This is a genomic window from Deinococcus sedimenti, assembly GCF_014648135.1.
In the GTDB taxonomy this organism is placed as follows: Bacteria; Deinococcota; Deinococci; order Deinococcales; family Deinococcaceae; genus Deinococcus; species Deinococcus sedimenti.
The window spans coordinates 271,816-294,760 of sequence record NZ_BMQN01000002.1 but is presented as its reverse complement, the minus strand read 5'-3'; the positions used below and the strand labels follow the sequence as shown (position 1 = coordinate 294,760).

The following is a 22,945-nucleotide window of genomic DNA, read 5'->3' as shown; positions in this document are numbered from 1 at the left end:
ATGTGTCACAGCGGTTTCCAGTTCCATTGAAGGGCCAACGGCACGCCCTTCAACTTCACTTCCGACCGCTGATATCGGCGGGTCCTCGCGCTGCTCGTTTCAGGAAGACTGAGAAAACCCCTCAGTCTCCCTGAATACCGCTGTCAGGAAGGCACGGACAGCCGGCTGGTGACGGCCCGCTCAGTGCCGCGCCGGGCGCCCGCGCTACACTGGGGCATCCGGGAGGTCCCGGGTCCGGTGGGCCCAGGTGAGGACCTCCCCGCAGGGTGAAAGGAGCAAGCACCATGGACATGAAGAAGCTGATGAAGCAGATGCAGCAGGCCCAGATGGCCGCCACGAAGATTCAGGAGGACCTTGCCGCGCAGTCCGTCGAGGGCAGCGCCAGCGGCCTCGTGACCGTTACCATGAACGGCCACGGGAAGGTGACGGCCCTGAAGATCAAGCCCGAGGCGGTGGACGCCGATGACGTCGAGGCGCTGGAGGACTTGATTCTGGTTGCCCTTCAGGACGCCAGCGCGAAGGCGGACGCCCTGCAGCAGGACGCCACGCGCGGCCTGGGCATTCCCGGCTTCTGATTCCGGCGTGGTCGGCCACCCCTGCCGGTGGGCGGTGGGTGGCCGCGCCCATTGACGTGGTTCGATTCTGCCCGGCCCGGTGGCCGGTGGTGGTGAAGGGGTTGAAGTGAAGTACCCTCCGTCGTTGGTGGCGCTCATCCGTGAGCTGTCGCGTCTGCCCGGGATCGGGCCCAAGAGCGCGCAGCGGCTGGCGTTCCACCTGTTCGAGCAGCCGCGCGAAGACATCGAGCGCCTGTCGCGGGCGCTGCTGGAAGCCAAGCGGGACCTGCACACCTGCCCGGTGTGTTTCAACATCACGGATGCGGACCGCTGCGACGTGTGCAGCGACCCCAGCCGCGACCAGAGCGTGATCTGCGTCGTGGAGGAACCCGGCGACGTGATCGCCATCGAACGCAGCGGCGAGTACCGCGGCCTGTATCACGTGCTGCACGGCGTACTGAGCCCCATGAACGGGGTGGGACCGGACAAACTGCACATCCGCCCACTGCTGCCACGCGTGCAGGAGGGGCAGGAGATCATCCTGGCGACCGGCACGACCGTGGAGGGTGACGCGACCGCGCTGTACCTTCAGCGGCTGCTGGAGCCCCTGGGCGCAGTCGTGAGCCGCATCGCGTACGGCCTGCCGGTGGGCGGCGCGCTGGAGTACGCCGACGAGGTCACGCTGGGCCGCGCGCTGGCCGGGCGGCAGCGCGTCAGCAAACCGCAGGGCTGATCAGCAGAGAGGCGGGGATGAGGGGGACCACCTCCTCCCCGCCTCACACGGGTGTCACGCGCCGTAACTGTCGCGTAGACGCTTCAGCCCGCCGAGCAGGATGATGCGCTGCGGGGGCAGTTCATGCATGGGCACGACCGCCAGCCCACGCTCCTGAAGGCCGCGCAGCAGCGCGTCCAGCAGCGCGGGCGTTCCGGCCGGACCGTCGTGCAGCAGGATCACGCTGCCCGGCTGCACGCGCGCCAGGGTCTGCGCGGCCAAGGATGCGGGCTCGGCGTCCGTCCAGTCACGGCTCTCGGTGTCCCATAGCGCCACCTGCCGTCCCGCCAGCCGGGCGAACAGGCGGGTCAGCGGGCTGTGCCCCCCGTACGGAGGGCGGTACAGGTGCAGGCCCACCCGCTGCGGGCGGGGGTGCCACGCGACCTGCGCCCACTCCATCCAGGGCGTCAGGGTCAGCGCGTGACGGTGCCAGACGCCGTGGGCGTCCAGGGTGTGCCCGGCGGCCTCGATGGCGTCTAGCAGCTCCGGGTGGGCCTGAGCGGCCGGTCGGGTCACGAAGAACGTGCCGCGCGCGCCGTACTGCGCCAGAATCTCCAGCAGTTCACGGGTGCGGTCACCCGGTCCGTCGTCGAAGGTCACGGCCACCTTCCAGCCGTCGCGGGGTCCGTGTCCCAGCGCGCCCCACCCGGCGGCGCGGCCCAGCAGTTCCGCGAGCACGGCGGGCACCAGCAGGAACGCCGCCCCGCCGAGCGCCCTACGCCGCCGCGCCACGGAACGCCCGCCCGAACGCCGCGTACCCACCGGCCGTGACGGCCGCCAGAACCGCGCCGACAATGAACGGGCCGGGCACGCCCGCCTGCCCCAGCGCGAAGGTGCCGATCAGTGGCCCCAGGGCCATGCCGCCGTTCTCCACGGTCATCAGCACGCCCCACGCGGCGGGCCGCTGCTCGGCGGGCAGCACGTGAGTGACCAGCGCCGCCCACGCGGGCGTCAGGAACGCGTAGCCCAGCCCGGCCACCACGGCCAGCAGGTACAGCACCCACTGCTGCGGGGTCATGGCGAAGCCCAGGAAACCCAGGCTGAGCAGGCCGTACCCGACCATGACGCCCAGGCGGGCGCGTCCACGGTCCGCGAATCGGCCGGTGAGGGGCATGCTGCCGAAGGCGACGCCGCCGCCGACCACCAGCAGGCCCACCAGCCCCCAGTAGTTCAGGCCCAGGTCGGGCGCCATGCGGAACAGCAGCGGGCCCAGCAGCGACATGGTCATGGTCTGCATGAACGCGGCGGGCAGCAGCGGCACCAGCGCGCGCGTCACCGAACGGACGGGCTGCGGACCGCCCGCGTCCTCCTCGCGGGGCTGCAGGACCCGCCGGGCCGGGACGAGCAGGGCCAGCAGGGCCCCCAGGGTCAGCAGGGCCAGCGCGACCAGCAGCGGCACGTTGTCGTCGCGTTTGGCCAGCGCGCCGAACAGCAGGAACCCCAGGCCGGAAAACGGCGTGATGGCCGTACCCACCAGGGTCAGGGCGCGTCCGTGGTACCCGTCGCGGGCGGCGTCCGCAGCGAAGTTCATGGTGCCGGGCCACATGACGGCGAAGCCCAGGCCGTGCAGGGCGGCGGCCAGCAGGAACAGCCAGCTGGTGTGCGCCACCATGAACAGCGCGATCGCCAGGACGCTCAGCAGGGCGCCGCCGAGCATCGCGGCCCGCAGGCCGAACCGGTTGATCATGACGCCGGCCGGACCGCGCATCACGGTGTCGGTCGCGAAATGGACCGTGTAGGCCACGCCTCCCAGCGCCAGCGGCAGCCCGAAGTGGGTGTCGACCGCCTGGGTCAGGTACCCGCCGTAGATGCCGCTGCGGACCACTTCGGCGGTGGCCAGCGTGACCATGGCGGCCAGCAGTGGCCCCAGTGTCTCCGGTCGCAGCGGCAGGCGGTCCACGAAGGACCGGCGTACCGTCACGGCTGACCCCGGCGTGCCTGGGCACATTCGTCCCGGCCTGCTAGGGTGTGAAGGTGCCCGAGTTCACGGTTGTCATTCCCGCCCGCAACGAGGCGAAGTACCTGCCCCTCACGCTGCGCGCGCTGGAACGGCAGACCCTCCCGCCTCGCGAGGTGATCGTGGTCGATAACGGCAGCCGTGACGCGACCATGGAAATCGCCCGGGCAGCCGGCGCGCGGGTGCTGCGCTGCGAGGAGCGGGGTGTGGCCCGCGCCCGTCAGATGGGTCTGGAGGCGGCGCGCACGGACTGGGTGGCCAGCACGGACGCCGATTCGCTGCCGGTCCCGCACTGGCTGGAGGCCCTGAACGGGGCCGCGCCGGGCCGCACGGCCCTGTACGGCCCGATGCGGTTTTCCGGTGTGGCGCGGCACTGGGCGCTGGCGTCGGGAACGAGTTACAGCGCGTTCCTGCACGTGGCGCGCGTGATCGGGCGCCCAAATCTGGCGGGCGCGAACATGGCCTTCTCGCGAGAGGCGGCGCTCCTGGTGGGCGGGTACCCGCAGGTGGAGGCGTACGAGGACGTGATCCTGGGCGAGGAACTGGCCCGCACCGGCGAGATCGCCTACGTGCGCCGCGCGCTGGTGGAGACGAGCGCGCGGCGCCTGGACCGGGGCGTGCTGCCCTTCCTGTGGCAGCACGTGAGGAACATCACTGGTCATACGCGAGGGTACTTCGGGGATGACCGCTGATCTCGTCAGGGAAGGCGATGGCGCGCGGCATGCCGAGCACGTGGCTGTAGACGTCCAGGACGCGCTGCGCCACGCCGTGCGGAGTGGTGCTCACCCCGAAGCTGCGCGCACCCGCTGACAGGCGCGCCCACAGCGCCGGGTCAGTCAGGACGTCGCGACTGTAGGCGATCAGGGCGTTCACATCGCCGGGCGTGACGAGGTACCCACTGCGTTCGTGCGCGACGCCGCTGAGGGTGCCGCGCGCCCCGACCGCGACGACCGGCACGCCCATCAGCTGGGCTTCCTGCAGCACCAGTCCCTGCGTCTCGGTATCGCTGGCGAACACGAACAGTTCTGCGAGGCGGTAGAACGCGCCGATGTCAGTCCAGGGCCGCACGCCCAGGAAGGTCACGCGGTCCGCTACGCCGATGCGGGCAGCGTGCGCTTCGAGGTGGTCGCGTTCCGGGCCCTCGCCGAGCAGGACGAGGTGCGCGTCGGGCAGTCCGGCCAGGGTGTCCAGAACGTGATCGAAGCGTTTCTCACGCGCGAGTCGGCCCACGCTGAGCAGGCGGCGTTTTCCTTCCGGCCAGGGGCTCTGCACGGCGGGCGCGGCGTTCAGGACGCGCGGGTCGATGCTGGTGGGAATCACGACCGGGTTGCGGACCTTCATGGCGGCCAGGACGTCCATCATGCCGGCGGTCGGGGTGATGACCGCGTCGGCCTTGCCGTAGTGCAGGGCCATGGCCCGGGTGACGACGCCGGTGTGGTGCTGCAGGGTCGTCATGCCGGGGACGTAGTGCGTGTACGCCTCGATGTGCGTGTGGTACGTGGCGACGTGCGGGATATCCCACTTGCGGGCCAGCCGGGCGCCAGCGAGACCGAGCGTCAGGGGCGTGTGCGTGTGGATGACGTCGTAGCGGTGCGTGAAGTCCTTACGGGTGGGCCACGCCAGCCGGTAGGTGGGCAGGAACATGTACCGGATGCTGTCGACGCGCATGACGTCCCTGCGGGTGTCGATGTGCTCGGGGAAGTCCGGGGCCACCACGTCCACGTGATGTCCCTGGGCGCGCAGCTCGTCGCTCAGGAGCGCCACGCTGGTCACGATACCGTTCTGATCCGGCAGGAACGTGTCGGTGAACAGACCGATCCGCAGCGGCCTCATGCGGTTCCGCCTCGGGTCAGGGTGACACGCCCCACGGGAAAGTTTAAGGATTCCTGAAGCATCACTAGACAGGAGCATACGACGCCGGACATGAGAGTAGGCTCAGAAATCAGCCTCACGCTCCGGGGGTGGGTGACGCGCGCCGCTCATCTGCCCCCCCAAGCGCGCTACAGTCGACGCCGATGCCCCCACACTCCCCTCTTCTGCAGCCGGGCGGCGCGGCCCTGCGCGCGGCGCTCCGGGCCGGTCAGGGCGGCGCGTGGCAGGGTGGTCACCCGGGCGATCCACGCGTCGGCCTGAGTGTGCCCGTGACGACCCGCGCCGAGCTGTCCGACGCCCTGTACGTCCTGAATGAAGCGGGGGTGCGCGCCACACTGCTCCTCTCGCCTGCCCTGGCCCGCGAGGCGGACCGTGCGGACCTCGCCGAGCACGAGGTCGGGGGGCAGGGCAACCCGGCCGGGGCCTCACTGCTGGACGTCCTGGCCGGGCAGCCGGTCACCACCTGGGCCACCCCGCCGGACCTGCGGACACTGGCGGCGCTGGGCCGGCGAGGCCTGCATGCGCTGCCCCCCACGGCCGACCGGCCCGCGCCGGGGGCACTGCTGACCGCCACCCCCGCTCAGCTGCCCGCGCTGCTGGCGGACCTGAAGCGCCTGGGTTACCGCGCCGTCCCGGTGCGTGACGTGCCGGACCTGCGGACGGGCACGGGCCGCGACCTGTTCCTGCGCGGGTACATGCGGCTGGTCGAGGACCGCTTCGCGCGGCAGCATGGCGTGATTGACCTCGCGCAGCGCGCCGACGCCGTCATGCGGGTCGCGCCGCTGGACCACGCGCCCGCACCGCTGCCCCTGCCGCGCAGCGCCCACACGGCGGAACTGCACCTGCACTCGCCGCGCATCGTGGGCCTCGCGTCCCGCAGCGCCCTGACCGCGTACCGTGCGTACCTGCGCAGCCTGCGCGACGTCGGCGCGGCGTTGCAGGAGCGCCCGGAGTTGCAGGACGCGCAGGCGGTGTTCGCGGTGACCCTCTTCCACGCGCCGCTGGCGCAGGCGGGCTTCACGCTGCTGGACCTCCCCCCGGCCACGGCCCGCTGGTACGGGCTGGGCTTCCGGCTGCTGCGCGTCGCGTACGGCACGACCCGCGCGCCCAGCGAGGACACCCCGAAAATGGCGTGGCTCCCCCGCGACGAGTTCCTGAAGCGCTACGGCTGACGCGGTAGCCTGACGCATGACCCGCAGCGACCCCCGGGTGCAGGTGCAGGGCCTGCATCACGTCACCATCGTCGGTTCCACCCGCCAGAGCACCCTGGACTTCTGGGAGGGCGTGCTGGGCATGCCATTCGTGTTCGAACAGCCGAACCTCGGCAACCCCGCCGAGAACCACCTGTACTTCGACCCCGGCGACGGCCGCCTGCTGACCGTCTTCACCGACGAGGGCCGCGTGGACGCCGGGCGAGACGCCCCGCGTGAGCCGGGCACCGTGGAGCATCTGGCGTTCACCGTGTCCCGCGCGACTTTCCAGCTCGCCCCGGCGCGGCTGCGGGCACGCGGGATCGAGGTGCTGGAACGCGACCGGGGCTTCATGGATTCCATCTACTTCCGCGATCCGAACGGCATGAAGGTCGAACTGGCCTGCTACAAGTTCCAGACGCCCGAAGGCTGGCGGGACGCAGACGTGCTGCGCCGCGCCTATGAACTGCGCGTGGCGCGCGGAGACGCCCACCTGAGCCCCGAGCATCTGGCCGACGCCATCGAGGACCTGCTGCGCCGCTGATACGGATTCCGCTTGTTTCGTTGACAACCCGGAACCACACCGGGTTGCCAACTCCACGACCGGAACCCGTTTCTCTCCTCCTCGCTCCGCTCGGGTTGAAAGATTTTGCAAACCTTTCAACCGGAGTCCATATGAGCCGATTGCTCAGCCGGGCAGGGTGAAGGTCAGGGTGGTGCCCGCGCCGGGGCTGCTGTCCACGTCCAGGGTGCCGCCGGTCAGGGCGACGCGTTCACGCAGGCCGATCAGGCCCAGGTGACCGGCCTGTGCGCGTTCCTGTGCCTGATCGGTGGTGAAGCCCCGGCCGTCGTCGCGGATGGCGACCTGCACGTGCCCGGCCTGGAACGCCACGCGGATGGCGGCGGTGTGGGCCCCGGCGTGCTTGTCGACGTTGTTCAGGGCCTCCTGCGACAGGCGGAACAGCGTGAGTTCCGTCGCGGAGTCCAGGCGGCGTTCCTGCCCGCTGACCTCCAGGCGGGTGGGCGTGGCGGCCTGCGTGGCCAGCCACTCCAGAGCCGGGAGGAGGCCCAGGTCGTCCAGCACGCTGGGGCGGAGGTTGCGGGCGAAGCGGCGCACGCCGTCGATGGCGGCGTTCAGGTCAGCGAGGATGTCGTCGGCGCGGTCCTTCTGCGGCCCGTCGAGTTCGCGGGCGAGGCGGGCGACGCGGCGGGTGGTGGCGGTCAGGACCTGCGCGGTGTCGTCGTGCAGTTCGCGGCTGATGCGGCGGCGTTCCTCCTCCTGCGCCTGCGTGAACAGCGTCAGGAAGGTGCGCATCTCGACGGTGCGGCTGGTGGCGGCCTCCAGCGCCTGTCCGCGCCGGGCGATCTCGTCGGCGAGCGTCTGGAGTTCGGAGAGGTCCCGCCCGACGATCAGCACGCCGCGCCCGCCGTCCATGACGCCCACGCGCAGTTCCAGGCGGTGCGGGCCGATCTGCACTTCGCTGCGGCTGCCGCGGGAGGCGCGCCGGGCGCTGGCCCACGCGGCGCGCAGGGCGGGGCGGGTGTCGGGCGTGGGCAGGTCGAGGAAGTTCGCGCCGGGCAGCGGCCCGGTCAGGGGTTCGAGCAGCGTCCCGGCGGCCGGGTTGGCGTACGTGATGGTCCCGCTCGCGTCGGTGCTGATGATCAGGTCGTGGGCGCCCTCGGCCAGCTGGCGGTAGCGGGCTTCCTGGCGTTCCAGTTCGGTCAGGAGGCGTTCGCGCACGAGGGTCTGGGTGATCTGGTCGGCGACGCTGCGCGCCAGGGCCAGCAGGTGCTCGCCGGGGGCCTCGGTGCCCGGATCGTCGAGGTACAGGAAGCCCAGCAGGAGGTCCTCGCCGCGCTCGCCCTGCGCCTCGGCCCGCAGGGGGACGATCAGGCCGCTGCCCGCGACGGCCAGGGTGTAGCGGCGCGTGAGGGCGCGGGCGCCGCGGCCCAGCTGGGCGGCCAGGGCGTGCAGGTCCGCCTGCGGCGGCACGTGAATGTTGTACGTCGCGCAGCGCGTGAACGCGCCGGTGTCGTCGCTCAGGGCGATCAGGGCGCGCGTGGCGTTCATGGCGTGCGTGACCAGACGGGCTGCGTCGGCCAGGGCGGCGTCACTCTGGTCCTCGCTGAGGCTGCGGCCCAGGTTCAGCAGGAGCGCGGCCTCGTTCTCGCGGCGCAGTTCCTCCTCGTACAGGCGCGCGTTCTCGATCGCCAGCCCCGCCTGCGACGCGAACACGGCAGCCAGCGCCTGATCGTCGGCGTCCAGGGGCAGTTCGTTCTGCCAGTACAGGGTCAGCGCGCCGAACACGCCCGCGCGGGTGGTCAGGGGCAGGCTGATCACGCCCCGGTACGGGTAGCGTCCGGCGGCCAGCAGCTGCCGGGTATAGCGGCTGCTGCCGCCCAGGTGCGCCTGCGTGAGGTCGCGCGCGGCGACCGGCTGGCACTCGGCGATGGCGCGCCCGGTGACGCCCAGGCCGACCTTGGCGCGCACGCGCAGCATGTACTCGTTCGGGAGGCCCACGGCGGAACGGATGTTCACGGTGCGCCCGTCGGGCTGTCGTTCGTACACGGCGGCGGCGTCCGCGTGGAAGAGGGTCGTGGCGCGTTCCAGCACGCGGGTCAGGGTGTCACTCAGGTGCAGGCTGCCCGCCAGGGCGGCACCTGCCTCGCGCAGCGCCTCGGCCGCCTCGCGTTTGCGGGTCTCGATGCCGTACAGGCGGGCGTTGTCGATGGCCAGGGACGCCTGCTCGGCCAGCGCGAGGACCAGCCGCGCGTCGTCCTCGCTGGCCCCCGCGCCGGGCTGCTGGGTATCCACGTACAGCAGTCCCAGGGCCTGCCCGCGGGCCGAGAGGGGTGCGATGACGGCAGCGTGCGGCGCGAGTTCCTCCAGGCCACGGGCCAGGGGGGTGCCGGCGTCGCGGAGCCGTTCGAAGCGGATGGCCTCGCCGCGCCGGACCAGGGCCTCGAAGGTGACGGGACCCACGCCGATCCCGCCGCGAAATTCCTCGTCGAAGCCGTGCGTGAAGACCTCGCCGGTGCGGGCGCGGCCGCCCTCCTGAAATTCGCTGAACAGCGCCACGAACGCCCGGCGGAACCCCAGGGCCAGCGCGGCGCTCTGCGCGGTGACGGTCAGGACCTCGGGCAGGTCCAGGCTGCCGCCCAGGCGCCGCACGAGGCCCTCGACGGTCTCGGCGATGCGGCCGTGGCCGCGCCTGGCCTCGCGGGCCTGGACGCCCTCGACCGCCAGGGCCAGCAGGGGCGCGGCGCCCAGCAGGGCGTGCAGGCCCTCGGGGCTGGCGCCCACGGCTTCCAGCACGCCGCAGCCGAACGGCAGGGCCGAGAGCATGCCGTCCTCCATGAGGACCCCGACGGTCAGGGCTTCCTGTGCCAGGGTGCCGTCGCTGAGGGCCAGGCCACGCCCCTCCTCGGCAGCGGGCGTCAGGGCGGCGTCCTGCACAACCCACACGCGGACGCCGTGCGCGTGCAGCACCGGGCAGGCGTAAGCGGCGAGTTCGCGGGCGAACGCGGCCACGCTGCCCGCCTGCGAGAGGGCCATCGGGAAGGGTGGAAGCATCCCGGTCACGCGCCGCCTACAGGTTCTTCGGGTCGATCCAGCCGCGCTTGATGCCGTACAGGACCGCCTCGGTGCGGCTCCCGACCCCCAGCTTGGAGAAGATGTTCGCCAGGTGCACCTGCACGGTGCGGGGGCTGATGTCCAGGTCCCGGGCGATCTCCTTGTTCGTGCGACCGGTGGCAGCCACGCGCAGCACCTCCAGTTCACGGGGGCTCAGGTCGTCCTCGGGGGGCGTGGGGGTGGTGTGGGTGCTGAAGCGTTCCAGGACCTTCTTCGCCACGCTGGGGTGCAGCGCGCTCTCCCCGGCGGCCACGGCGCGCACGGCGCCGAGCAAGTCGTCTTCAGAGGCGTTCTTCAGCAGGTACCCGGCGGCGCCCGCCTCCAGCAGCGCGAACACGTACGCGTCGTCGTCGTAGCTGGTCAGGACCAGCACGCCCACGCCGGGCCGCTCGGCCTTGATGGCGCGGGTGGCGTCAATGCCGTTCATGCCGGGCATACTGACGTCCATCAGGATCACGTCGGGCGTCAGTTCCCGCGCGCGCAGGATGGCCTCCTCGCCGCTGCCTGCCTCGCCGATCACGCGCAGGTCCGCCTCGCTTTCCAGCAGTTCACGCGTGCCCTTGCGCACGACCGGGTGGTCATCCACGAGCAGCAGCGTGATGGGGCGCGTGGAACCGGCTTCGAGGGTTTCGGCGTCGAGCATGCCCGCAGGATAGCCCGGCGGCACGAACAACCGCCTCAGCCGTGTGGCCGAGGCGGTTGTTCAGACAGCGGGGATTACTCCTTGCTGAGGTTCTTCCAGTACGTGCCGCTGGTGAAGGCGATCATGGGGTTGAAGGTATCGGCGCTGACCCCCTTGATGTTGTCCCGGTACGGGAACACGTTCGGCTGGGCGGGCATGTTGATGTAGTACGCCTCGTCCAGAGCGCGCTTGGCGATCTGCGCGTACAGTTCGTCGCGGCGGGCCGTGTCGGTGGTGCTGCGCGCCTCCTTGATCCAGCCGTCGATCTGCGCGTCCTGCGCGTTGATGCGCGGGGCGTAGTAGCCGTTGCTGGCGTAGAAGGTGGACACGAAGTTGTCCGGGTCGGCGTAGTCGGGCGCCCAGGCGGTCATGACCATCGCTTCCTTGGGCACGTTCTTGGAGCTGATCAGTTCGCTCCATTCCTTGGCGACGATATTCACCTTGAACTTGGGGTTCAGGGCTTCGATGTTCTTCTTCAGCAGTTCCATGGCCGTCTGCTGGGTCTGGGCTCCGGCGCGGTAGGAGACGTTGACCGTGAAGCCCTTGTCCCAGACCTGTCCGCCCCAGGCGCGCTGGAAGGCGGCCTTGGCGAGTTCAGGATCGAACTTCGCCGCTTCGAGGTTGCTGTCGTACCCGGGGAAGGAGTCGGGCAGCAGGAAGTTGCGGGCCGTGCCCTTGCCTTCCTGCACCTGCTCGATGTACGTGGGCACGTCGAAGGACGCCACGAAGCCGCGGCGCACGTCGGCGTCCTTGAAGAAGTCGGTGGGGACGCCCTGACCGTCGAGCTTGCCGCTGCCGATCATGCCGCTGCCCGCCTCGATCTTCTGGTTCATGCTGAACCCGGCGGCGGTGGTGTTCGTCAGGTCATCCAGCACGGCCACGCCGGGCTTGCCCTGCAGCTGGCTGCTGATGATCGCGCGGGGCACCTCGATGAAGTCCGCGTCGCCCTTCAGGAACGCCTGCACGCGGGCAGCCTCTTCAGGCACCTTCTGCAGGATCACGTTCTTGATCTGGGGCTTGTCCTCGCCCCAGTACCCGTCGAAGGCGGTCAGGGTGATGGCGTTCGCATCGCGGTTGACCAGCTTGTACGCGCCGGTGCCGCTGGGCTGCTTGCTCAGCTCGCTACCCAGGATGTCCTTGCCCACCCATTCTTTCCAGGTGGCTTCGGTCCCGTCCCACTCGCCGACTTCCTGGGCGTGCTTGCTGTCCACGATGCCCTGGCCGATGTACGCCAGTTTGGTCATGAACGCCGGGTCCACGGCAGGCAGCGTGAAGATCAGGGTGTTCCCGTCGCACTTGACGGCGCTGCTGATCTTGGCCCAGGTGATGCTGGTGTCGTCGTTGGCGTTGCTGGGGGTGCCCAGCAGGCTCTCGGCAAGGAACCAGTTGCCGCTGTCGGCGGTGTTCGTCACGAGGTTACGTCGGATGGTGTACTCGGCGTCCGCGCACGTGAAGTCGTTGCCGGTGTGGAACTTCACGCCGTCCCGCAGGGTGAAGCGGTACTCCCTGCCGTCCTGCCCTTCCTGCCACTCGGTGGCGAGGACCGGCACGACCTTCGTGATGTCGTTGCCTTCGTACCCGACCAGGGTCTCGTACATGTTCTCGACGATCTGACCGCTGGACGTGTCGTAGGTGGTGCCCGGGTCGAGCGTCAGGATGTCGGCGGACTGCTGGATGACCAGGGTGCTTTCGGCGCCGCCAGCCTGCTTGTTGTTGCAGGCGGCGAGGGTCAGGGACAGTGTGGCCAGCGCCACGGCGCTGAGGGTCTTGTTCTTCATTCGGACTCCTTACGTCAGGAGCGGGCGGTCCGCTCCCGGAATAACTGGCGGGTCGGGCAAGAAGTGGGCACCTGACAGGAGTCGAAGAAAACAGGAGCGTCAGGAGCCGGCCGCGCGCGGGGCGCGGACGTCCCACTCGTGGCCGTCATGGCCTCTCATGCTAGGAAGACCACGTGAGACTTCCCCGCCAGAACGCTGAAGGTACCGCATAAGGAACAGAGAGGGATATCACGATTGTCCCCGACTGGGAGACGCCCCAACGCCCCGCCACTCTCTGCTGTCCGCCCGCGCTGCACGCTCCGCCCCTCTCACATGCTCTCGCCGGATTGGGAGCACCTGCACAGCCGAAACCCGCCCCATTCGTTAAGGTGTCGGGATGACTGCCCCTCTGCCCGACTCGTTCATCCTCCGTGGCGTGGCCGCCAACGGCACCCTGCGCCTCGTGGGCATGGACTCCACCCGCATCACTGAAGACGCCCGCGTCCGCCACGGCCTCTCCAAGACCGCCACCGCCGCACTGGGCCGCACCATGACCGCCAGCGCCCTCCTTGCCATCGTGCTCGGCAAGAAAACGGACAGTCGCGTCAATGTCCGCGTCGAGGGCGGCGGCCCCGTCGGCTGGGTCGTCGCCGAGGGCAGCGCCGACGGCCGCGTCCGCGGTTACGTCCGCCACCCCGACGCCGACCTGCCCGTCCGCGAGCGCGACGGCAAACTCGACGTCGGCGGACTGGTCGGCACCGACGGCGAGATCGGCGTTACCCGCCTCCTCGACAACGGCGAACCCTACACCGGCAGCGCCACCCTCGTCAGCGGCGAGATCGCCGAGGACGTCAGCATGTACCTCGGCGTGTCCGAACAGATCCCCAACGCCGTTCTGCTCGGCGTGTACGAGGAAGGCGGCCGCGTCGCGCACGCCGGCGGTCTTCTCGTCCAGGCGATGCCCGGCGTCACCGACGAGACCCTCGCGAAACTGGAAGCGAACATCCGCGCCATGGGCCAGCTGACCGACAGCCTCCGCCAGGGCGGCCTGCTGACCGCCATCCAGCGCGCCACCGAAGGACTCGACCTGCACCTCGCCCCCGACGCACAGGCCGCCCGGTTCGAATGCCGCTGCTCCCGCGACCGCGCCGCCGACAGCCTGAAGTTCTTCACCGCCGCCGAACGCCAGGACATGATCGACACCGGCGGCCAGGAAATCGTGTGCCACTGGTGCAACGAACGCTACCAGCTGACACCAGACGAGATCGCCGCGCTGGACGAACAGCCCCTGCGCGCCCAGGCCTGACCGGTAGGCAGGGTGAAGGGCGGATCCCTGACGGGTCCGCCCTTCACGCCGCCTGGATAACTCAGCGCACGCCGAGTCCGTCGAACGTGTCGGCCGCGAAGCCGTCCCACTCCACAGCAGGATCGAACGCATCCGAGCCGTTCGCGTCGCCGCTGGTGATCGATGCCTTGCGACGCAGCGTCTTATCCATGGTGGAGGAGGTCATGCCCGCGCCCCACGCCGTGACAGGATCGAACCCGATCTGGCCCAGCACGTCGACTCGCTGGCCATTCAGGACGAGTTCCAACGCGTCATTACCGTTGAAGTTCGTGACGGTGCTCTGCGCGTTCGCGTAGGCCTTGAGCGCCGCGACCGCACTGGGGTTGACGATGACGTACGTCGCGCCCGGTGCGATGGTCGCGGCGAGCGTGAACACGTTGCTGGGGCTGGGCGTGGTCGCCCCGTTGCTGTACAGGTTCACCGTGAGGGTACCCGCAGCGACCGGCACGTTTTTCCCGTTGTAGATCTCGATCGCCTTGTTGCTGCTGGTGCCCTCGACGTACTCGCTGAAGTACACGCTGCCGGTTTCCACGACGCTCTGCACGGTTACCTGCTTGGTGCTAGTGGTCTCCGTGGCGCCACGCTTGGCGGTGACGGTCACGGTGAACGTCCCAGCTGCAGCGTAGGTGTGGGTGGCTGTGCCGCCCGCGACGTTCAGGGTATCGCTGCTGCCGTCCCCCCAGGTGACGCTGACGCTGTCCGGGCCGCCGCCGGTGGTGTACGTCAGGGTGTAGGGCTGACCGGCCGTGACGCTGCTGGCACCGCTGGCCTGCACGGTCAGGGGGAGGACGGGGTCAGCGTCGGCTTTCAGGTTCAGGCCGACCAGGACGGGGTCGTGGTCACTGCTGCGGTAGGGGGTGGGCGCGTACAGGTCGGGGCTGGTGCAGGACGCCGCCGTGCAGTCGGGGTTCTTCTTGAACTCGGTGTTGTAGTCGAGAATGACGGGTTCGTCGCTGTTGACGTGCCACTCGGTGATGCCTGTGACCTGGGCGGCGAGGGCGGCGCTGGACAGGGCGTGGTCCAGGTAGCCGAATTCACCGTTGAACTGGTAGCTGTACCGGTCCTCGGCAGGAATGCGTTTGTTCAGGCTTTCGAATCCGGCCGCTTCGATGGTCTTGATGGGGTCCTCGGCGCCGTAGGCGTTCAGGTCTCCCATGACCAGGACGTCCGGGTCGGTCACTTTCAGGCGGTCAGCGAAGGCCAGCACTGCTTTGGCCTGCTCGACGCGCAGCTGATTCCAGCAGCCCTGTCCCTGGTCGGTGTCGCCGCTGGTGGGGCAGCTGCCCTTGCTCTTGAAGTGGTTGGCCATGACGGTGAAGATGCCCTTGCCGGCGCGGTCGCGGAAGGTCTGCGCGACGGGCGGGCGGGAGTACACGGTGGCCGTGTCGATCTGCGCGGCACCCACGGCATCCACACGGTCAGGGCGGTAGATGATCGCGACGCGGATGGCGTCCGTGCCGACGGTACCGGTCTTGACGCTGGCGTACTCGGTGCGGCCGCTGGCGGTGTTCAGGGCGGTGACCAGGTCGTTGAGGGCCGTTTCGCTGTTGTTCTCAACTTCCATCAGCGTGATGACGTCGGCGTTCAGGGCGCGCAGTTCGGCCACGATCTTGGCTTTCTGGCGGGCAAATTCATTGGGGTTGCTGGCACCACGCCCGGCGCTGCCGAGCGTCGTGAAGTAGTTCAGGACGTTGGCGCCGGCGACCTTGATGCTGCCGCCCACTTCTTTGGGCGCAGTGGTGCGGGGGTTGCTGGCCGTGAAGGCAGGCGTTTTGGTGGGCTGCACCTTGTAGTTGCCGTTGGCGTAGTGCAGGACCCCTTCCAGCCCGCTGACGGTGTCGCCGGCGCGGCGGGTGGCGGTCTGCGGGTCGCTGCTGGTCAGGTAGGGAATGGTTTCCGGGTTCTGCTTGCTGCTCAGATCGTCCAGGCGAATGGTGCGCAGCTTGTTGCTGGTGGCGTCGCCGCCCTGACCGTTGGTGGGGTTGAACAGGCGTCCGCCGCTGGACAGGCCGAGTTCCCCGAAGCGGCCCAGGGTGAACGTGTCGGTGACCGTCAGGGGCTGCTTGATGGTGATGAGCATGCCTTCGGTCGCTTCGAGCGCGGTGGCCGAGGCGGCGGGCAGCGTGACGGCGGTGGCGCCCGGCAGGCTGGTGGTGCCGCAGGAGGTCAGGGTGGTCACCGTGTCGATTTCGGTCAGTCCACTGAATTCCTTGACGGTTCCGGTGACCTCGACGACCTCGCCGACCTTCACGGTTCGGGGGGTCGTGGCGGTGTACACGAACACGCCGTCACTGGTGTCGGCCTTCTGATCGGGGGCGATGTCCTGCACGTAGAAGCCGCTGAGGCCCGCCTGGGCGTCGAGCGTCACGACGCCACGGACGGTGACGGTCTGACCGGCCAGGGGGCTGGTGTCGGTCGTGCCCTGCACGGCGGCGATGTTGGTGATGGTGGCCCCGGCAGGGCAGGTGTAGGTGGGGGGGGTCGGGGCGGGGTTGCAGGCGGCCAGGAGGGAAGTCAGGGCCAGCAGCGCGGCGCTGCACGTCACGGTCTTGTTCATATGGGCTCCAGTGGATGCGATTTGAGAATGCACAGAATTGTACTGCCTGTAGCCTGCGTTCGCCACGTCAGGCGGTCATCATGACTGCGGGGTCACAGAGCCCAGCTCGGTTAGCCAGGGGTGGTCTGGACTCGTGCGATTCAGGGCGTCGTGCAGCCACGCGCGGGCCTCTCCCGTCAGGGTGGGCAGGACGCGCTGGAAGTCGGTCTCGTCCTTGCCGCGCGGGTCGCGTCCGGCGGTGCCTGCCTTGAACAGCAGCACGGCTTCCGGGGTGAGGTACGGCAGCCCGTCGGGGCTGACCTTCCGCGCGCGGTGGAGGGGGAGGGTCACGCGGGGGTCGCGGCGGTAGCGCCAGGTGTCGCCGCTGAGGTCGGTCAGGAGGACGTCGAGCATCAGGACGCCGCGCAGGTCGGGGTGGCGGGCGTGAATCTGGTGGTGGGGCGCATCCAGGGGAGCGACGTAGGGCTGGTACGTGCCGTCCACGGGCGTGTCGAGTCGCCAGCCGCGCAGTAGGTCGGGGAGCTGGGTCTGGACGTCGCGGGGGAGGATCACGTCGAGGTCGTCGTGAGGCCGCGCGGTGTGGCCGAGGTGCAGGTCGAGGGCGTACCCGGCGGCGATCATCCACGGAGCGTCCAGCGGAGTCAGCAGCTGGGTGATCTGCCGGGCGGGGGTCAGGCCGACGGTGCGGGCGTGGTGGGCCAGGGCGGCGGGACGCATGGTGGCGTCGGCGTGCGCGCGTCCCCCCTGCTGGTGAGCGGCGCGGTAGGCGCGGGCGGCGCCAGGGTCGTGAAGGAGGAGGTCTCGTAGCGCGGCCTGTTCGGCGCGCCAGCCGCTGCCGTGGTCGGGGAGGATCAGGCGCCACCCGCCGGGGTGCGTCCAGGTGCGATCGTCGTGGCGCTGGTAGCCGAGGCGGGTCAGGGCGGCGCGCTGCGCGTCGGTAGGGGTTTCGGGCAGCAGGTCCAGGTGCAACTCGGGCACGTCCAGGTCAGTCAGGGCCGGAACGCTGCCGGGTCCGCCGGGCTGAATATGAAAAACGCCGTCGGTGCGGTTGCGGTCGAGGAAGTCACCCAGGTGCGTTCGGAGGTCACGGGCGGCCTGTTCGAGCGTCATGGATGAAGCAGAGCACAGGGGCGGCCCATCCAGCATGCGTCCTCTGGCGGATAATGCGCCTCATGAAGGGTAAGGGTGTGGGGGTGCTGCTGGTGCTGGTGGGCCTGGGACTGGGCGCGACGCTGCTACGGGATCAGGTGCCGCTGGGGTCGGCGCAGCAGGGCACGGCCCCGGCGGCCGCGCCGCTGAACGAGCCGGGCGCCCGCCTCCAGAACGAGCAGAACACCATTGATGTCGTGGGGCGTTTCGAGCCGGGGCTGGTGTTCATCAGCACCGAGGAGGTCGTGCCGCAGGATCCGTTCGCGATGATGTTCGGTGGCGGTCAGGAGGAGGTGCAGCGTGGCGTGGGCAGCGGTTTCTTCGTGAACGACGCGGGCGACATCCTGACGAATTACCACGTGGTGGCGGGTGAGGGGTCGGATGGCGCGGCGGCGAAGATCACGGTGCGCGTGATGGGTCAGGAGGGCAGCGTGCCCGCCCAGGTGGTGGGGCTCGCGCCGCAGTACGATCTGGCGCTGATCCGCGCGCCGGGCCTGAAGAAGAACCTGATCCGCCCGATTCCGCTGGGCAGCAGCGCCTCGCTGAAGGTGGGGCAGAAGGCGATCGCGATGGGAGCGCCGTTCGGGCTGGATTTCAGCGTCACCGAAGGCATCGTGAGCAGCACCGCGCGGCAGATCCCGATCGGGTTCGGCGGGGCGAACGGGCAGGGCATCACGCAGAAGGCGATCCAGACGGACGCGGCGATCAACCCGGGGAACAGCGGGGGGCCGCTGCTGGACAGTGGTGGGCGTGTGATCGGCATCAACACGCAGATCTACTCCCCGGCGGGTCAGGGGGGCGGCGTGGGCCAGAGTGCCGGGGTGGGGTTCGCCATTCCGATCGACACGGCGAGGAACCTCCTGCCCAGACTGCAGGCGGCGCAGGGAGGCGAGGTGAACGCGCCGGGCATCGGGATCCGGGGTGGGCTGGCGGTGCAGAGCCGTCAGGGCCTGCTGCCGGTGGGGCTGAGTGTGCTGTCCAGTGCCGGGAAGCGGCAGCTGGGCCTGCCGGATCAGGGGCTGGTGGTGGGGCAGGTGGAGCCGGGCAGCCCGGCGGCGCGCGCGGGTCTGCGGGCCGGGACCAGGCAGCAGGAGTTCCGGGGTGGGGTGATCCTGCTGGGCGGTGACGTGATCACCCGCGCGGACGGGGAGCCGGTGGACGCGCTGGAAGACCTGCAGGCGGCGCTGATCGACAAGAAGGAGGGGGACACCGTGACGCTGACGGTCGTGCGTGGCGAGGCGACGCGTGAGGTGAAGGTGACGCTGGACGCGTCGTCGTTCACGGTCCGCACCGGGCAGTGATCCACCCCGCCGGGGTGGCGGAGGCCGCGTGGGCGCACCTGCGCGCCGATGACCGCGCGTGGCTCCTGACCCTGGCGGCGCGGGCGGGCGCGGGAGGGGTGGCGCTGGTGGGCGGCGCGGTGCGGGACGCGCTGCTGGGCGGCACGCCGCTGGATCTGGACGTGGTCATCCCGGACGGGGACGTGGAGGCCCTGGCCGGCGCGACGGGTCTGCCGTCCGTGTTCCACCCGGCGTTCGGAAATGCCACGGTCACCCTTCCGGACGGGCGGGCGGTGGATCTGGTGCGGGCGCGGCGGGAGTCGTACCCGGTGCCGGGCGGGAACCCGGTACCGATGCCGGGCACGCTGGCGGATGATCTGCGGCGGCGGGATTTCGCGTTGAACGCGCTGGCGCTGCACCTCTCCCCCACCGGCGCACGGACGCTGCTGGACGAGGTCGGGGGCCTGGAGGACCTGCGCGCGCGCGTGCTGCGGCCCCTGCACGCCGCTTCGTTCCACGAGGACGCCAGCCGATTGGTGCGGGGGGCGCGGCTGGCGGCGCGGCTGAACCTGCGCGCCCATCCGGACCTGCTGGCCCTGGTGCCGGACGCCGTGGCGGTGGCGGACCGGACGCCGCGCCTGTGGGCGGAACTGCGCCTGCTGCTGCACGAGCCCCGGCCGGGCCGCGCGGCGGGCGTGCTGCGCGGCTGGGGCGCCGGGGCGCTGCTGCCCGACACGGCGCTGCTGGACGCCCTGGACGCCCGGCGCGCCGCGGGCGCAGGGGTGCCGTTCACGGCGTACGCGGCGGCCCTGCTGCACGCCGCCCCCGACCCCGGCGCGCTCGCGGAGCGCCTGAGCCTGGGGGACCGCCCCGCCGCGCTGCTACAACGCGCGCTGTCCGACACGCCGTTCCCCGGCGGCACCCCGGAACGCGAGTTGCGCACCCTGCTGCGCCCGGACGCGTACCCGCCGCTGACCGGGCGGGACGTGCTGGCGCTGGGCGTCCCGCCGGGCCGGGGCGTGGGCGAGGCGCTGGGTCACCTCGCCGCGCTGCGCCGCGCCGGGCAGGTCCGCAGCCCCGATGACGAGCGCGCAGCCCTGAAGGCATTCCTGGCGACGAAAGGCCCGCACGTCAACCTCTAGAATGCCGGGGTATGGGTCTCATCTCTCTACTGTCTAGCGATCCGCTGGCGTTCCTGATCGTGGCGGCCGCGCTGCTGCTGTCGCTGGCCTTTCACGAGTTCGCGCACGCCTGGACCGCCGACCGGCTGGGCGACCCCACCCCGCGCCGCTTCGGGCGGGTGACGCTGAATCCCATCAATCACCTGGACCCGATCGGGTCGCTGCTGCTGCTGTTCGCGCCGTTCGGGTTCGCGCGGCCCGTGCCGATCAACCCGAACAACCTGGGCCGCTGGGGCACCCTCTGGACGGCGGCGGCGGGCCCGCTGAGCAACCTGCTGATCGCGCTGGTGTGCGTGGGCATCATCGCGGTCGTGCCGCGCGAGACGCTGCTGGCGGGCGGCACGCTGGCCACCTTCCTGTTCACGGTGCTCAGCGTGAACCTGGGCCTGGCGATCTTCAACCTGCTGCCCATTCCGCTGCTGGACGGCAGCCGCATCGTGGGTGGGCTGGTGCCGTCGCTGGGACGCAGCCTCTCTCAGTTCGAGGCGCAGCCGTTCAGCTTCGTGATCGTCATGGTGTTCATCTTCCTGTTCAGTGACCAGCTGGGCCAGCTGATCGCCACGATCCGCAACGGACTGCTGAGCGTCGTGCTGTAACCCCGCCGGACAGGGAGCGGGCCGGAGGGTGCACTGTCACCTCCGGCCCGCTTCTTGTTGTGCTGTTTCAGCCCAGGTGGAACATCATGGCGACGTGCGCGCCGGTCCCGGCGAGGACGAACAGGTGCCAGATCTCGTGGAAGCCGAACACGCCGGGGCGCGGATTCCAGCGTTTCGTGCCGTAGATGACGGCCCCGATGGAGTACAGCACGCCGCCCGCCGCGAGCCAGAACAGCGCGCCGGGGCTGAGGGTGTGGACGAACTTGGGCATGAACAGCAGGGCCAGCCAGCCCATCCCCAGGTACAGCGCGGTGCTGATCCAGCGTGGGAGGCGCATGGTGACGAGTTTCAGGACGATGCCGCTCAGGGCGATGCCCCACACCAGCCACAGCACGGCGTCGCGCCACACGCCGTCCAGGCCGTAGTACGCCACCGGGGTGTAGCTGCCCGCGATGAGCAGGAAGATACCCGCGTGGTCGAGTTTGCGCAGCCACAGCAGCCCCCGCTCGGTGGGGCGGAAGGAGTGGTAGCTGGCGCTGGCGGCGTACAGGGCGACCATGCTGACGCTGAACACCACGAACGGCCACAGGGTCAGACCGCGGGAGTGCGCCCAGGTCAGCAGCGGCCCCAGAACGATCAGCGCGGCGAGCGCGCCGCCCCAGTGGGTCAGGGCGTTCACGGGTTCGCGGGGTGCGGTGAGCAGGCGCTTCATACCGTCCACCTTACCCCCCGGACATGATGACAGTCTGTCAGCTGGGACGGAGTGCAGGTGCGCCCCGTCCCAGCCCGCTCACTCCTCTGCGTTAACGCCCGCCGTAGTTGGGGGCTTCCTTGGTGATGGTCACGCCGTGCGGGTGGCTTTCCACCAGGCTGGCACCGGTGATGCGCACGAACTGCGCCGTGTCGCGCAGGGTGCCCAGGTCGGGCGCGCCGCAGTACCCCATGGAGGAGCGCAGGCCGCCCACGAACTGGTAGATGACCTCCCCGGCGGTGCCCTTGTACGCGACGATGCCCTCGATGCCTTCGGGGACGAATTTGCGGCTGCCGCTCTGGAAGTAGCGGTCGGCGCTGCCCTGATCCATGGCGCCCAGGGACCCCATGCCGCGGTAGCTCTTGTAGCGGCGGCCGTCGCGCAGGATGCTCTCGCCAGGGGCCTCGTCGGTCCCGGCGAGCATGCTGCCCATCATGACGACGCTCGCGCCCGCCGCGATGGCCTTGGGCACGTCGCCGGTCTGCTTGATGCCGCCGTCCGCGATGATGGGAATCCCAGCTTCCAGCGCGGCGCTGCTCGCCTCGAAGATCGCGGTGATCTGCGGGACGCCCACGCCGGTCACGACGCGGGTGGTGCAGATGCTGCCCGGCCCGATGCCGACCTTCACGGCGTCCGCCCCGGCGAGGATCAGGTCGCGCGCCCCGGCGCGGGTGGCGACGTTCCCGGCGATGACGTCCACGTCGAAGGTCTCCTTGACGCGGCTCAGGGCGTTCAGGATGCCCTGGCTGTGCCCGTGCGCGCTGTCCAGCACGAGGACGTCCACGCCCGCCTGCACCAACGCGCCCGCGCGGTCCATCAGGTCGGCGCCCACGCCGATCGCGGCCGCCACCCGCAGGCGACCCATGCTGTCCTTGGCGGCGCGGGGGTACTTCACGCGTTTGGTGAGGTCCTTGATGGTGATCAGGCCGCGCAGCGCCTCGCCCTCGACGACCAGCAGTTTCTCGATGCGGTGGCGTTTGAAGATCTCCTGCGCTTCCTCCAGCGTGGTGCCCACCGGGACGGTCACGAGGTTCTGGCTGGTCATGACGTCCCGCACGGGGGTGCTCAGGTCGTCCACGAAGCGCATGTCGCGGTTGGTGATGATGCCCAGCAGTTTGCCCTGCGGGTCGGTGATGGGCACGCCGCTGATGCGGTACTCGCCCATCATGCGGTCGGCCTCGCCGACGGTGGCGTGCGGCGGGAGGGTGATCGGGTCGACGATCATGCCGCTCTCGCTGCGCTTGACCTTGCGGACCATCTCGGCCTGCGCGTCGATCGGCATGTTCTTGTGGATCACGCCGATGCCGCCCTCGCGGGCCATGGCGACGGCCATGTTCGTCTCGGTGACGGTGTCCATCGCGGCGGACACGAACGGGATGTTCAGGCGGACGCGCCTCGTGAGCTGCGCGCCCAGGTCCACCTCGTGCGGCAGCACCTGCGAGTGGCGGGGCTGCAGCAGCACGTCGTCGAAGGTGATGCCGTCCTGGCCGAACTTGTAGCTGAAACGGTCCTGCGTGTCTGCGGGGGCGGGCGTGGCGGGCGCACTCATGTTGGCGAGTGTAAACCTTCACGCCGGGGCGTAAGGTGACCGTGTCCATGCCACCTGACCGCCCGCACGCGCACCGGACCTCTTGCACGCCTGTCGGGCGCGTGCTACATTCCCTCTCG

General features: G+C 70.3%; 19 protein-coding genes. 9 read left to right on the top strand and 10 right to left on the bottom strand.

The window, feature by feature from the left end; genetic code table 11:
• Positions 1-284 precede the first annotated feature (284 nt).
• Entirely contained in the window at positions 285-575 is a 291-nt protein-coding gene (locus IEY69_RS08160) for a YbaB/EbfC family nucleoid-associated protein (RefSeq protein ID WP_189072640.1), read from the top strand.
• A gap of 106 nt (positions 576-681) precedes the next feature.
• Positions 682-1,287 carry a recombination mediator RecR gene (gene recR, locus IEY69_RS08155; RefSeq protein WP_189072639.1) on the top strand — a complete coding sequence of 202 codons (606 nt, stop codon included), beginning with the start codon at positions 682-684 and terminating at the stop codon, positions 1,285-1,287.
• A gap of 54 nt (positions 1,288-1,341) precedes the next feature.
• On the opposite strand, the gene IEY69_RS08150 is transcribed toward recR, so the two are convergent.
• Positions 1,342-2,058, bottom strand: a complete 717-nt coding sequence (locus IEY69_RS08150) for a polysaccharide deacetylase family protein (RefSeq protein WP_229783750.1) — start codon at positions 2,056-2,058, stop codon at positions 1,342-1,344.
• Positions 2,042-3,247 (bottom strand): MFS transporter, encoded by a 1,206-nt coding sequence (locus IEY69_RS08145; protein ID WP_229783749.1) that lies wholly within the window; start codon positions 3,245-3,247, stop codon positions 2,042-2,044. The genes IEY69_RS08150 and IEY69_RS08145 overlap by 17 nt, the downstream gene beginning before the upstream one ends.
• 53 nt (positions 3,248-3,300) lie before the next feature.
• Between IEY69_RS08145 and IEY69_RS08140 the strand changes: the two genes are divergently transcribed.
• Complete coding sequence (locus tag IEY69_RS08140; RefSeq protein WP_189072637.1) at positions 3,301-3,975, top strand: glycosyltransferase family 2 protein; 675 nt, start codon at positions 3,301-3,303, stop codon at positions 3,973-3,975.
• Here the strand turns inward: IEY69_RS08140 and IEY69_RS08135 are convergent.
• Positions 3,935-5,116 carry a glycosyltransferase gene (locus tag IEY69_RS08135; RefSeq protein WP_189072636.1) on the bottom strand — a complete coding sequence of 394 codons (1,182 nt, stop codon included), beginning with the start codon at positions 5,114-5,116 and terminating at the stop codon, positions 3,935-3,937. The two genes, IEY69_RS08140 and IEY69_RS08135, sit on opposite strands and share 41 nt — an antisense overlap.
• A 182-nt stretch (positions 5,117-5,298) precedes the next feature.
• On the opposite strand from IEY69_RS08135, the gene IEY69_RS08130 reads away from it, so the two are divergent.
• Together IEY69_RS08130 and IEY69_RS08125 are read left to right on the top strand one after the other, a co-directional pair.
• A complete protein-coding gene (locus tag IEY69_RS08130) occupies positions 5,299-6,327 on the top strand; it encodes a YkoP family protein (protein ID WP_189072635.1) in 1,029 nt (342 codons plus the stop codon).
• Between the two features lie 16 nt (positions 6,328-6,343).
• Positions 6,344-6,889, top strand: coding sequence for a VOC family protein (locus IEY69_RS08125; RefSeq protein ID WP_189072634.1), 546 nt, complete (start codon positions 6,344-6,346; stop codon positions 6,887-6,889).
• Between the two features lie 144 nt (positions 6,890-7,033).
• On the opposite strand, the gene IEY69_RS08120 is transcribed toward IEY69_RS08125, so the two are convergent.
• From IEY69_RS08120 to IEY69_RS08110, 3 genes are all read right to left on the bottom strand, one after another.
• Positions 7,034-9,919 (bottom strand): GAF domain-containing sensor histidine kinase, encoded by a 2,886-nt coding sequence (locus tag IEY69_RS08120; protein WP_189072850.1) that lies wholly within the window; start codon positions 9,917-9,919, stop codon positions 7,034-7,036.
• Positions 9,920-9,935: 16 nt separating this feature from the next.
• Positions 9,936-10,622, bottom strand: coding sequence for a response regulator (locus IEY69_RS08115; RefSeq protein WP_189072633.1), 687 nt, complete (start codon positions 10,620-10,622; stop codon positions 9,936-9,938).
• Between the two features lie 74 nt (positions 10,623-10,696).
• Complete coding sequence (locus IEY69_RS08110; RefSeq protein WP_189072632.1) at positions 10,697-12,439, bottom strand: ABC transporter substrate-binding protein; 1,743 nt, start codon at positions 12,437-12,439, stop codon at positions 10,697-10,699.
• Between the two features lie 376 nt (positions 12,440-12,815).
• Here IEY69_RS08110 and hslO point away from each other — a divergent pair, with 376 nt between their 5' ends.
• Positions 12,816-13,724, top strand: coding sequence for an Hsp33 family molecular chaperone HslO (gene hslO / locus IEY69_RS08105; RefSeq protein ID WP_189072631.1), 909 nt, complete (start codon positions 12,816-12,818; stop codon positions 13,722-13,724).
• 61 nt (positions 13,725-13,785) lie between these two features.
• Here hslO and IEY69_RS08100 read toward each other — a convergent pair whose 3' ends face one another.
• Both IEY69_RS08100 and IEY69_RS08095 read right to left on the bottom strand, forming a co-directional pair.
• Positions 13,786-16,320: an ExeM/NucH family extracellular endonuclease gene (locus tag IEY69_RS08100; protein WP_189072630.1), complete on the bottom strand. Its 2,535-nt coding sequence runs from the start codon at positions 16,318-16,320 to the stop codon at positions 13,786-13,788.
• 78 nt (positions 16,321-16,398) lie between these two features.
• Positions 16,399-17,430, bottom strand: coding sequence for a nucleotidyltransferase domain-containing protein (locus IEY69_RS08095; RefSeq protein WP_189072629.1), 1,032 nt, complete (start codon positions 17,428-17,430; stop codon positions 16,399-16,401).
• Between the two features lie 62 nt (positions 17,431-17,492).
• On the opposite strand from IEY69_RS08095, the gene IEY69_RS08090 reads away from it, so the two are divergent.
• Genes IEY69_RS08090 through IEY69_RS08080 form a run of 3 tightly spaced genes read left to right on the top strand, consistent with a single transcriptional unit; the run spans position 17,493 to position 20,526 of the window.
• Complete coding sequence (locus IEY69_RS08090; RefSeq protein WP_189072628.1) at positions 17,493-18,770, top strand: S1C family serine protease; 1,278 nt, start codon at positions 17,493-17,495, stop codon at positions 18,768-18,770.
• The gene (locus tag IEY69_RS08085; protein ID WP_229783748.1) at positions 18,767-19,891 is read left to right on the top strand and encodes a tRNA nucleotidyltransferase/poly(A) polymerase family protein; all 1,125 of its coding nucleotides are present in this window, start codon (positions 18,767-18,769) and stop codon (positions 19,889-19,891) included. Before IEY69_RS08090 ends, IEY69_RS08085 begins: the two co-directional genes overlap by 4 nt.
• An 11-nt stretch (positions 19,892-19,902) precedes the next feature.
• Positions 19,903-20,526, top strand: coding sequence for a site-2 protease family protein (locus IEY69_RS08080; RefSeq protein WP_046843007.1), 624 nt, complete (start codon positions 19,903-19,905; stop codon positions 20,524-20,526).
• A gap of 67 nt (positions 20,527-20,593) precedes the next feature.
• Here the strand turns inward: IEY69_RS08080 and trhA are convergent, their stop codons facing one another.
• On the bottom strand, positions 20,594-21,238 hold the full coding sequence (gene trhA / locus IEY69_RS08075; protein ID WP_189072627.1) for a PAQR family membrane homeostasis protein TrhA: 645 nt from the start codon (positions 21,236-21,238) through the stop codon (positions 20,594-20,596).
• Between the two features lie 91 nt (positions 21,239-21,329).
• Positions 21,330-22,826 carry an IMP dehydrogenase gene (gene guaB / locus IEY69_RS08070; protein WP_189072626.1) on the bottom strand — a complete coding sequence of 499 codons (1,497 nt, stop codon included), beginning with the start codon at positions 22,824-22,826 and terminating at the stop codon, positions 21,330-21,332.
• Between the last annotated feature and the right edge of the window lie 119 nt (positions 22,827-22,945).

Excerpts from the sequence above, each read along its gene's own strand:
- guaB (WP_189072626.1), bottom strand. The coding sequence starts at position 22,826 with ATGAGTGCGCCCGCCACGCCCGCCCCCGCAGACACGCAGGACCGTTTC.
- IEY69_RS08080 (WP_046843007.1), top strand. The coding sequence starts at position 19,903 with ATGGGTCTCATCTCTCTACTGTCTAGCGATCCGCTGGCGTTCCTGATC.
- IEY69_RS08160 (WP_189072640.1), top strand. The coding sequence starts at position 285 with ATGGACATGAAGAAGCTGATGAAGCAGATGCAGCAGGCCCAGATGGCC.
- trhA (WP_189072627.1), bottom strand. The coding sequence starts at position 21,238 with ATGAAGCGCCTGCTCACCGCACCCCGCGAACCCGTGAACGCCCTGACC.
- IEY69_RS08135 (WP_189072636.1), bottom strand. The coding sequence starts at position 5,116 with ATGAGGCCGCTGCGGATCGGTCTGTTCACCGACACGTTCCTGCCGGAT.
- IEY69_RS08115 (WP_189072633.1), bottom strand. The coding sequence starts at position 10,622 with ATGCTCGACGCCGAAACCCTCGAAGCCGGTTCCACGCGCCCCATCACG.
- IEY69_RS08090 (WP_189072628.1), top strand. The coding sequence starts at position 17,493 with ATGAAGGGTAAGGGTGTGGGGGTGCTGCTGGTGCTGGTGGGCCTGGGA.
- IEY69_RS08100 (WP_189072630.1), bottom strand. The coding sequence starts at position 16,320 with ATGAACAAGACCGTGACGTGCAGCGCCGCGCTGCTGGCCCTGACTTCC.
- IEY69_RS08095 (WP_189072629.1), bottom strand. The coding sequence starts at position 17,430 with ATGACGCTCGAACAGGCCGCCCGTGACCTCCGAACGCACCTGGGTGAC.
- IEY69_RS08110 (WP_189072632.1), bottom strand. The coding sequence starts at position 12,439 with ATGAAGAACAAGACCCTCAGCGCCGTGGCGCTGGCCACACTGTCCCTG.
- IEY69_RS08125 (WP_189072634.1), top strand. The coding sequence starts at position 6,344 with ATGACCCGCAGCGACCCCCGGGTGCAGGTGCAGGGCCTGCATCACGTC.
- IEY69_RS08130 (WP_189072635.1), top strand. The coding sequence starts at position 5,299 with ATGCCCCCACACTCCCCTCTTCTGCAGCCGGGCGGCGCGGCCCTGCGC.
- IEY69_RS08120 (WP_189072850.1), bottom strand. The coding sequence starts at position 9,919 with ATGCTTCCACCCTTCCCGATGGCCCTCTCGCAGGCGGGCAGCGTGGCC.
- hslO (WP_189072631.1), top strand. The coding sequence starts at position 12,816 with ATGACTGCCCCTCTGCCCGACTCGTTCATCCTCCGTGGCGTGGCCGCC.